9 protein-coding genes are annotated in these 9,811 nt (G+C 63.4%); 3 read left to right on the top strand and 6 right to left on the bottom strand.

Annotated features, from left to right (window positions below; all coding sequences use genetic code 11):
• Positions 1 to 95 precede the first annotated feature (95 nt).
• The 4 genes from AC629_RS02370 to AC629_RS02355 form a co-directional block, all read right to left on the bottom strand.
• Positions 96 to 500 carry a YccF domain-containing protein gene (locus AC629_RS02370; protein ID WP_084803167.1) on the bottom strand — a complete coding sequence of 135 codons (405 nt, stop codon included), beginning with the start codon at positions 498 to 500 and terminating at the stop codon, positions 96 to 98.
• Between the two features lie 89 nt (positions 501 to 589).
• Positions 590 to 1,399, bottom strand: coding sequence for an enoyl-CoA hydratase/isomerase family protein (locus AC629_RS02365; RefSeq protein ID WP_084803166.1), 810 nt, complete (start codon positions 1,397 to 1,399; stop codon positions 590 to 592).
• 104 nt (positions 1,400 to 1,503) lie between these two features.
• A complete protein-coding gene (locus tag AC629_RS02360) occupies positions 1,504 to 3,048 on the bottom strand; it encodes an acyl-CoA synthetase (RefSeq protein ID WP_084803165.1) in 1,545 nt (514 codons plus the stop codon).
• 178 nt (positions 3,049 to 3,226) lie between these two features.
• Entirely contained in the window at positions 3,227 to 4,036 is an 810-nt protein-coding gene (locus AC629_RS02355) for a crotonase/enoyl-CoA hydratase family protein (RefSeq protein WP_084803164.1), read from the bottom strand.
• Between the two features lie 105 nt (positions 4,037 to 4,141).
• Between AC629_RS02355 and AC629_RS02350 the strand changes: the two genes are divergently transcribed.
• Both AC629_RS02350 and AC629_RS02345 read left to right on the top strand, forming a co-directional pair.
• Positions 4,142 to 5,014, top strand: a complete 873-nt coding sequence (locus AC629_RS02350) for an SDR family oxidoreductase (protein ID WP_084803163.1) — start codon at positions 4,142 to 4,144, stop codon at positions 5,012 to 5,014.
• A 188-nt stretch (positions 5,015 to 5,202) separates the two neighbouring features.
• On the top strand, positions 5,203 to 6,783 hold the full coding sequence (locus AC629_RS02345; RefSeq protein ID WP_084803162.1) for a fatty acid--CoA ligase: 1,581 nt from the start codon (positions 5,203 to 5,205) through the stop codon (positions 6,781 to 6,783).
• A gap of 197 nt (positions 6,784 to 6,980) precedes the next feature.
• Here AC629_RS02345 and AC629_RS02340 read toward each other — a convergent pair whose 3' ends face one another.
• Positions 6,981 to 8,255 (bottom strand): acyl-CoA dehydrogenase family protein, encoded by a 1,275-nt coding sequence (locus AC629_RS02340; protein ID WP_084803161.1) that lies wholly within the window; start codon positions 8,253 to 8,255, stop codon positions 6,981 to 6,983.
• 224 nt (positions 8,256 to 8,479) lie between these two features.
• Here AC629_RS02340 and AC629_RS02335 point away from each other — a divergent pair, with 224 nt between their 5' ends.
• On the top strand, positions 8,480 to 9,259 hold the full coding sequence (locus AC629_RS02335; protein WP_084803160.1) for an enoyl-CoA hydratase-related protein: 780 nt from the start codon (positions 8,480 to 8,482) through the stop codon (positions 9,257 to 9,259).
• A 172-nt stretch (positions 9,260 to 9,431) separates the two neighbouring features.
• Here AC629_RS02335 and AC629_RS02330 read toward each other — a convergent pair whose 3' ends face one another.
• Positions 9,432 to 9,809 carry a DUF6285 domain-containing protein gene (locus AC629_RS02330; protein WP_084803175.1) on the bottom strand — a complete coding sequence of 126 codons (378 nt, stop codon included), beginning with the start codon at positions 9,807 to 9,809 and terminating at the stop codon, positions 9,432 to 9,434.
• Positions 9,810 to 9,811 lie beyond the last annotated feature (2 nt).

Here is a 9,811-nt window from a genome sequence, read left to right as displayed (position 1 = left end):
CGGCATTGGAGACTCCGTCGCTGTTTGCCTCCATCCTTGGCACAGCGACGCGAATCTACTGCGAATCTATGATTGCGAACTTGTGACTCAGGACACTAGGCCGGCACGATCACCTTTCCGATCGGCCAGAGCGCGATGCCCGCGAGTTTCAGATGGGCCCAGGCAAAGGGGATGCCGATGATCGTGATCGCGAGAACCAGCGCGGTCAGGACGTGGCCGAGCGCCAGCCACCAGCCGGCAAGCACAAACCAGATGATATTGCCGAGCACCCCAAGCGAGCCGGTGCCGATATCGCTCGCACCGGTGACCTCGTCACGCCGCACCGCCTTCGAGCCGAACGGCAGCAGCGTGTAGACGGCGATGTTGAACGCCGCCCTCGCCCAGGGCAGGCCGATGATGGTGATGGCCATAATGATCGCAGCGACCAGCCAGCCAAACGCCATCCAGGCGCCGCCGATGAAAATCCAGAGCAGATTGAGCAGGATGGAGACCGGGGCCATGGGATTATCCGTCGTGAATGACCCCGCTTGTATAAGCTCGAAAGCTGTCGCTGCGAAGACAGCTCCGGGACGCACGACCCTGGTTCGGCTCAACGCCCCTCGAATTTCGGCTCGCGCTTCTCCATGAACGCCTTCATCCCCTCAGCCATGTCCTGGGTTTTGAACAGCGGCAGGAGCTGAAGATAGACGTGGTGGACGTGGTCGGAGAAGTTTTCGTTGAGGCCCATCCGCATCATGCGCTTGGAGGCCTGGACTGCCAGCGGCGCGTTGGCCGCGATTTCGAGGGCGATAGCCCGGACACGACCCATCAGATCGCCGTCCGGGACGACCTCGTTGGCGAGCCCCCATTCGAGGCATTCGCGGGCGCTAAGCGTGCGGCCGATGAAAATCAGCTCGGAGGCTTTGGCCCAGCCGAGCATGCGCGGCAACAGCCAGGTGCCGCCGGACTCCGGCACCACGCCGCGCTTGACGAAGGCGGCTGCAAGTTTTGACGATTCCGCCATGATGCGGATGTCGCAGCCGAGCGCGGTGTCCATGCCGTAACCAGCCGCGCCGCCATTGACGGCGCAAATGGTCGGCTTGTCCATCGCCTGCAAGACCGTCGGCGGCGTGTTGCGGAGGTTGATCGTGGTCGGCGAGGACGCGGCGCTCAGGCCGTTCCCGTCGCGCTCCTTGCGCAGGTCGAGGCCGGCGCAGAACGCCCGCCCCTTACCGGTGAGGATCACGACGCGAACGTTTCGATCCTCATTGGCCTCGGTCAGGAGCCGCGCCAGATCGTTCAGCATCGGGCCGGAGATCGTGTTCATGCGCTCCGGCGCATTCAGCGTGATGGTCGCGATGTGGTCAGCGACCTCATAGAGAACTTCCTTCGTCTTGTCCGCACCTGCAGCGTCACTCATCAGAGCCCCTTATCGTTTCTTGTAGCCCGGGTGACCGAAGCGACATCCGGGACCTTACTGGTAACTATCCCGGGTATCGCTTCGCTCACCCGGGCTACGCATCCTCAGATTTTGCGGCCGGCCTGCTCCCAATAGGGATCGCGCAGGCGGCGCTTGAAGATCTTGCCGGAGTCTTCGCGCGGCAGCCCGGTGCGGATCTCGATGTGCTTGGGCACCTTGTAATCCGCGAGCGACGTCTTCAGCCGCGCGCGGACATCGGCGGCATCGAGTGTGATGCCCGCCTGCGGCTCGACCACCGCCATCAGCGCCTCGCCGAACTCGGCATCCGGGATGCCGAACACCGCGCAATCATGCACGCCGGGCACGGCGTGCAGCACGGATTCGATCTCGGCGGGATAGATGTTGACGCCGCCCGAGATCACCATGTCGCGCTTGCGGTCGCAGATGAAGACGTAGCCGTCCTCGTCGATGTAGCCGACGTCGCCGGAGGTGATGAATCCGTCGCGGTCGATCTCGGCGCGCTTTTCCGGCTTGTTGTGATAGGTGAAATCCGCCATCTCGGCCATGCGGGAGTAGATCTCGCCGATCTCGCCTACGCCCAGCACACGACCGTCATCGCCGATGAACCGCAATTCAGCGCCGGGCGAGATCTTGCCGACGGTCCCGGGCTTCTTCAGCGCGTCCTCCGAGGTCGCAAACGTGACGGCGCTGGATTCGGTCGAGCCGTAGAATTCGTAGATCACCGGTCCCCACCACTCGATCATGGCGCGCTTGACGTCCGCCGGGCATGGCGCTGCGGCGTGAATGATGTGGCGCAATGAGGAGACGTCGTACTTCTTGCGGACCGCCCGCGGCAGCTTCATCAAGCGGATGAACATGGTCGGCACCATGAAGATGGTGTCGATCCCAAAGCGCTCGATCAATTCGAGAAATTCTTCGGCTTCGAAGCGCGGCATCAGCACCAGCGCGCCACCGAGCTTGCCCGACCGGATACCGAACGAGTTCGGCGCGGAATGATAGAGCGGCCCCGGCAGCAGCGCACGGGCTCCGGGCTTCAGCCCGTAGATCATCGCGCGCATGCGCTCGCCGGCGGCCTGCTGATCCAGCGTCGGCGCATTGCGGCGCACGCCCTTGGGATGGCCGGTCGTGCCTGATGTGTAGATCATGTTCATGGGTTGCGGCACGACCGGGCCGTCATAGGGCTGGAATTGTGCGAGCCATGTCTCGAAATCGATCGCGAAATCAGGCGTCTCTAGGTGATCCGGATCGATCTTGTAGTTGGACAGAATCTCAGGGGGCGTCGGCACGCTGAGCACGGTGACGCCTTTCGGGATCGCATCGCGCAAGGCGTGCAGCATGTCAGCATGTCCGATCAACACGGACGTGCCGGTGTCCCCAAGGATGTAATTGATCTCCTCCGGCTTGAAGTGCCAGTTGATCGGCACACCATAGGCGCCCAGCCGCATCGCAGCGTAGGCAGCCTCCAGGAAGGCAATGTCGTTGCGCATCAGCATGCAGACGCAATCGCCTTGCTTGACGCCGATTTTGGCTAGACCACTTGCGATGCGGTCGACGCGATTGGCAACCTCAGCATGGGCGCGGCGGCGGTCGCCGGAGACGATACCGAGGAATTGGGACGTTTCGCTCATTTGTTGTTTTCCGATCTTTCGTCGGGTTAAGAACTGTAGCCACAACCACACTCGTCATTCCGGGATGCGCCGAAGGCGCAGGCTATGATGCGCAATTGCGCATCTGAGAATCCATACTCACGATCGTGGTTATGGATTCCGGGCTCGATGCTTCGCATCGCCCCGGAATGACGGAAGGCTAATCCGCATACTTCGGCGCGCGCTTCTCCAGATTGGAGCGCACCGCCTCGGTCTGGTTCGGGCTGCCGATCAACTTCTGCTGCTCGACGGATTCGGCGAGCAGCGCGGGGCCCGGATCGACCGAGAGATTGTTGAGCAGGCGTTTTGCGGCGCGGATCGCATCGGGGCTCTTGCCGGCGATCTCGCGCGCGACTTCGAGGGCCGCTGCGCGCGGGTCGTCGCAGATCCGCGTGGCGAGGCCGTAAGTCATCGCCTCCTGCGCGGAGAAGATGCGGCCCGTATAGGTGAGATCGCGCAGGATGTCGTCGCGCACGAGCGAAGCCAGGATCGGCGTGCCCGCCATGTCAGGCACAAGACCCCATTTGATTTCCATCACCGACATGCGCGCATCGGGTGAGAGGAAGCGCATGTCGGCACCGAGCGAGAGCTGGAAGCCGCCACCGAAGGCAACGCCGTGCACGGCCGCGATCACGGGAACCGGAAGCTGGCGCCAACCCCAGACCGCCTGCTGCGGGAAGTTCGCCTTGCCGTGGGTGCGCACCGTGAGATCACGATTTTCGCCGCCCGGAATTCCGTTGCCGCCCTTCTCCTTCATGGCGGCAAAGCGTCCCATGTCGAGACCGGCGCAGAAGGCCCGGCCCTCGCCGGACAAGACGACGACGCGCACGCCTTGTTCCTTCGAAAGCCGGTCGGTTGCGGCCACAAGGGCCTCGAACATGGCCTGATCCAGCGCGTTCATCTTGTCGGCGCGCACCAGGCGCACGTCGGCGACGCCTTCGGAGATCGAGATCGAGACGCGCTCTTCCATGGACGAATTCTCCCGTGTTCTTGTTCAGTGCCGCTTTACAGGAAGCCGGCGGCCGGATTTAGTCAATCGACCAATTAACTGACAATCCGTACGGAGGAAACAGCGATGTTCAAGGAAAATCTTCTGGCCGGACGGCGCATTCTCGTGACCGGCGGCGGAACCGGGCTCGGCAAGTCGATGGCGGCGCGCTTCCTTCAACTCGGCGCCGAAGTGCACATCTGCGGCCGGCGCAAGATCGTGTGCGACGAGACCGCGACCGAGCTGATGGATCTGTATGGCGGCCGCGTTACCAGCCACGGCGTCGACATCCGTAACTCGCTCGCGGTCGAGGAGATGGTCGAGAACATCTTCCGCGACGCGCCCCTCACCGACCTCATCAACAACGCCGCCGGCAATTTCATCTCGCGCACCGAAGAGCTCTCGCCGCGCGGCTTCGATGCCGTCGCCAACATCGTCATGCACGGCACGTTCTACGTGACGCACGCGGTCGGCAAGCGCTGGATCGCCGCACGCCAGCCCGGCAACGTCGTCTCGATCACCGTGACCTGGGTGCGCAACGGCTCGCCCTACGTGGTGCCGTCGGCGATGAGCAAGTCGGCGATCCACGCCATGACGATGTCGCTCGCCACCGAATGGGGCAAGTACGGCATCCGCCTCAACACGATCGCGCCGGGCGAGATCCCGACCGAGGGCATGAGCAAGCGCATCAAGCCCGGTGATGAGGCCGGCGCACGCACCAAGGCGATGAATCCGATGGGCCGCGTCGGCACCATGGAGGAATTGCAGAACCTCGCCGTGTTCCTGATCTCCGGCGGCTGCGACTGGATCACCGGCGAGACCATCGCCATGGACGGCGCCCAGGCGCTTGCCATGGGCGGCAATTTCTACCAGCTCCGCGACTGGAGCGACGCCGACTGGAAGACCGCGCGCGAGAGCATCATGGCGCAGAACGAGAAGGACCGGGCCGCGCGGGGCTAATCTCGCGCCCCGGACGAGGCTCAGCGCGCAGCCCTTGCGGCGTAGCGCGCTGAAGACGGGCGTGAACGAGCTTATGGCACTGCAGCGCGCTCAAGACACAAGACCGCGCTCCGCCCTCTCCCGTATTGTTTTTAGCCGCGGATGACGCCACACTCCGCGGCATAAAAACAAAACGCCACGGGAGAGACATGTCCACCACACAGCCATTGGCGAATCTCGCCGACATGGTGCGCGAGCGCGCAAAGAGCCGCGGCAGCGCCACCGCCTACGAATTCGAGGGCCGCGTCACCAGCTTTGCCGAATTCGACGTCAAAACCAACAAGGTCGCGAACGCGCTCCTCGCGATGGGCGTGAAGAAGGGCGACCGCATCGCCTATCTCGGCAAGAACAGCGATCTCTATTTCGAACTGCTCATGGGCGCGATGAAGGCCGGCGTGGTGATGGCGCCAGTGAACTGGCGGCTCGCGGGCCCCGAGGTCGCCTTCATCGTCGCCGATTGCAAGGCGCCGGTGCTGTTCGTGGGACCGGAGTTCATCACGCAGGTCCGCCAGATAAAGGACCAGCTTCCGGGCGTGCGCACCATCATCACCAGCGAGGGCGGCGCACCGGAATGGCAGGATTTTACGGCGTGGCGCGATGCGCAGAGCGGCGATGATCCGAAGGTGCCGATCGACACCAAGGACATCGCGATCCAGCTCTATACGTCAGGAACGACAGGCAAGCCAAAGGGCGCAATGCTGTCGCATGCGAACTTCCTGAACCTCGTTCAGACCGGCAATGCCGAGGACAAGCCGGAATGGAACCAGTGGTCGACCAACGATGTGTCGCTGGTGGCGATGCCGATCTTCCACATCGGCGGCTCCGGTTGGGGCGTGATGGGGCTCTATCACGGCGCCCGCGGCGTCATCGCGCGCGAGTTCGATCCGACCAAGGTGCTCGACTTCTTCGAGCAGTCGGGCATCACGAAACTGTTCATGGTACCGGCGGCGATGCAGTTCGTGGTACGGCAGCCGCGCGCCAGGACGGTCGATTTCTCGCGATTGAAATACATGCTCTACGGCGCCTCGCCAATTCCGGCGGCGCTGCTGAAGGAATGTATCGAGGTCTTCAAATGCGGCTTCGTGCAGATGTACGGCATGACCGAGACGACCGGTACCATCGTCGCGCTGCCGCCTGAAGATCATATCGAAGGTCTGGAGCGGATGCGCTCGGCCGGCAAGGCGCTGCCGGGCGTCGAGATCGCAATCCTGGACGTTGACGGCAAGCCGCTGCCGCCGCGTCAGGTCGGCGAGATCGCGACACGCTCAGGCTCCAACATGGCCGGCTATTGGAATTTGCCTGAGGCCACCGCTTCGACGCTGCGCAGCGACGGCTGGCTGCGCACCGGTGACGCCGGCTATATGGACGAGGACGGCTACCTCTACATCCACGACCGCATCAAGGACATGATCATCTCCGGCGGCGAGAACATCTATCCGGCCGAAGTCGAGAGCGCGCTGTGCGATCATCCTGACATCGCGGAGGCTGCCGTCATCGGCGTGCCCGATGAGAAATGGGGCGAAGCGGTGAAGGCTGTCGTGGTGATGAAACCCGGCAAGGAGGCGACCGCCACCGACATCATCAACTTCACCCGCGAACGCATCGCCGGCTACAAGACGCCCAAGAGCGTGGAGTTCATCCCCGCGCTGCCGCGCAATCCCTCAGGCAAGATCCTGCGGCGGCAGTTGCGCGAGCCGTATTGGGCGGGGAAGGATCGGCGGGTGAATTAACTCCGCTCTATCCACATCGTCGTCCCGGGGCGCGCGCAGCGCGAGCCCGGGACCCATAACCACAGGATTTGGTTTGGCGAAGGCTGGCAAGTACCAACTTGCCTCAAACTACTCCCTGGGGTTACGGGTCCCCGCTCCCGCGCGCAATTGCGCACTAGGCGGGGACGACGTTGGGGAGAGATAACGCACAATAACGGCTAGTGCTTCCCCGGCCCCATATAGCCGAACAGGAACCCGGCCACCTTGCGCATCTGGATCTCTTCGCTGCCCTCGGTGATGCGATAGCGGCGGTGGTGGCGGTAGATGTGCTCGAACGGCTTGTGGCGTGAGTAGCCCATGCCGCCATGGACCTGCATGGCGCGGTCGGCGGATTCGCAGCAGAGACGGTTTGCCCAGTAGTTGCACATGGACACGCGGTCGGAGAGCGTGCGCTCGATCTGCTCCTCGTTGAGCTGATCCATCTCCCAGGCGGTCTTGCGGATCAACAGGCGCAGCATCTCGGCTTGCGTGGCGAGCTCGACCAGCGGGAACTGGATCGCCTGATTCTCGGCGAGCGCCTTGCCGAACGGCTTCCGCTCACGCGCGTATTTGACGCTCTCATTGATGCAGTAGACGGCCGCGCCCAGCGAGCTTGCGGCTTGGCGGATGCGGTTCTGGTGCACGAAGCATTGCGCCAGCGACAGGCCGCGGCCGACCTCGCCGAACTGGGCGTCCTCCGGCACGAACACGTCGGTGAAGCTGACGCGCGGATGGTCGGTCGGCATGTTGAAGGTCCACATGTATTCCTCGACCTTCACGCCCTGGCTCTTGGCCGGCACCAGAAAGCAGGTGATGCCGCGAGCATCGCCGTCATTGCCTGACGTGCGCGCGAACAGGGCGCAATGCGTGGCGACGTGCATGCCCGTCGTCCACATCTTTTCGCCGTTGATGATCCAGCCCTTGACGTTGTCGCGGGTCGCGGGCACCGCGCGTGTCTCCATGTGGGTGGCGTCCGAGCCATGATGCGGCTCGGTGAGGCCAAACGTGATTCGGTACTTGCCCTTGATAGAGCCGTCGATCATCGCCTTTTGGTCGTCGCGGCCGTAGCGGTCGAGCATGGTGACGACCGGGAAATTGCCGACGATGGAGTGCTCGTTCTGCAGGTCATTGTGCAGCCCGAGCCCCTTGGTGGCAAAATGCTCGCGGATCACCGCCATCCACAAATTGGAGCCCGACTTGCCGCCATATTGCTTCGGCACCGCGAAGCGCAGATGGCCGGCTGCGTCAGCCACATCCTTGGCTTTGCGCAGCAGCGTTTCCCATTCATGGCGCGGCAGGCCGCCGTTCTCGAAATCGGTGCGCGCCCATTCGCGGCGATGGTCGAAGAACCGGATGTTGTCGTCGGCCTGTTCGAGCGGCTTGATCTCGCGTTCGATGAAACGGTCGAGCTCTCCGAGATAGGCGACGAGATCGGCAGGCAATGAGAAATCCACGGTTCTCTCCCGGGTTGATTTTTCGTTTTGCGTTAAGGCGCTACGCGCGTTTTTGCTTTGCACGATTAAGGTGAGAAGAGTGCGCGCAAGTCAAGCAGCTGAAGTCAAGCAAGGGCGAGGCGTGTGAGAGGCGCAAGGCGCATTGCGCAATTCGATGGTGTTGCAGCGCTGACGCACGGTAGTATGACGCCAATATTCCCTCACGAGAAAATGCGGAGCGAGCGATGGAGCTGAAATTCTCAAAGGTGGAACGCAAGGGACAGATCACGATCGTCACACTGTCGCGCCCTGAGGTCTACAACGCGCTTCATACCGACGCGCATTTCGAGCTCAACAAGGTGTTTGACGACTTTTCCGCCGATCCGGAACAGTGGGTCGCCATCGTCACCGGCGCGGGCGACAAGGCGTTCTGCGCCGGCAACGATCTGAAGTGGCAGGCGGCGGGCGGCAAGCGCGGCTGGGACAAGGGCGGCTTCGCCGGCCTCACTTCGCGCTTCGACTGCGACAAGCCGATCATCGCCGCGGTCAATGGCGTCGCCATGGGCGGCGGCTTCGAGATCGCGCTGGCCTGCGACCTGATCATTGCGTCGGAGAACGCGACCTTCGCCCTGCCCGAGCCGCGCGTTGGACTAGCCGCACTCGCCGGCGGTCTGCACCGGCTGCCGCGCCAGATCGGCCTCAAGCGCGCCATGGGCATGATCCTCACCGCGCGCCATGTCAGCGCCAAGGAAGGACATGAGCTCGGCTTCGTCAACGAGGTGGTGCCGCAGGGCGAGGCGCTGTCGGGCGCGCTACGCTGGGCCGAGATGATCACCAAGAACTCGCCGATGTCGATCCGGGCCTCGAAGCAGACCATCCAGAAGGGACTGGCCGTCTCGCTGGAGCAGGCGATCGAGGAGCAGCGTGAGTATCCAGCGGTGAAGGCGATGGTGGCCTCGCAGGACTATATCGAGGGCCCGAAGGCGTTTTCGGAGAAGCGCCCGCCGAAGTGGCTGGGGAAGTAGGCGCTTCTCTCCGCCGTCATTCCGGGACGCGCCGACAGGCGCGGGCCCGGAAACCATCAGGCGGCAGAATATGCGGACGGATGGATTCCGGGCTCGTCGCTGCGCGACGCCCCGGAATGACGGCTGGGGGGGGAGCGCTGCGTAGGATGAGTTTCGCTTCGCTCTACCCATCCTACGGATTTCGCGACAGCTCCCGCTTGTAGGACGCATAGTTCGGCTGATCGACGGCGAGCTTGTCCATCGTGGTCTGCCAGAGGTGCTCGGCGAGGCCCGGTGTTGCCAGGTCGACCTCGCCTTTCGCGATGCGGTCGGCGAGCGCGCGGTTGAGCTCGGTGACTGAACCGTCCATGCCGAGCAGCGCACGCAGGCGCTCGACCTCCTTCGCATCGCTCCCCTCCTCCTGCGTCAGCTGTCGCGTGACGAGGTCGAGGATGTTGACGGCCACACGCAGCTTGAAAGCCTGGTGGCCGGAGATCAGCGGCGTGATGTCGTTGCGAAGGAAATCGGCGACCGCCTTGGTCAGCTCGATCGGTGTCGGTTCGTCCTGCATGG

The organism is Bradyrhizobium sp. NAS80.1, from assembly GCF_001908205.1.
GTDB lineage: Bacteria > Pseudomonadota > Alphaproteobacteria > Rhizobiales > Xanthobacteraceae > Bradyrhizobium.
Note: the sequence above shows the minus strand (reverse complement) of the source record. Positions and strands in the feature narration are given on the sequence as shown.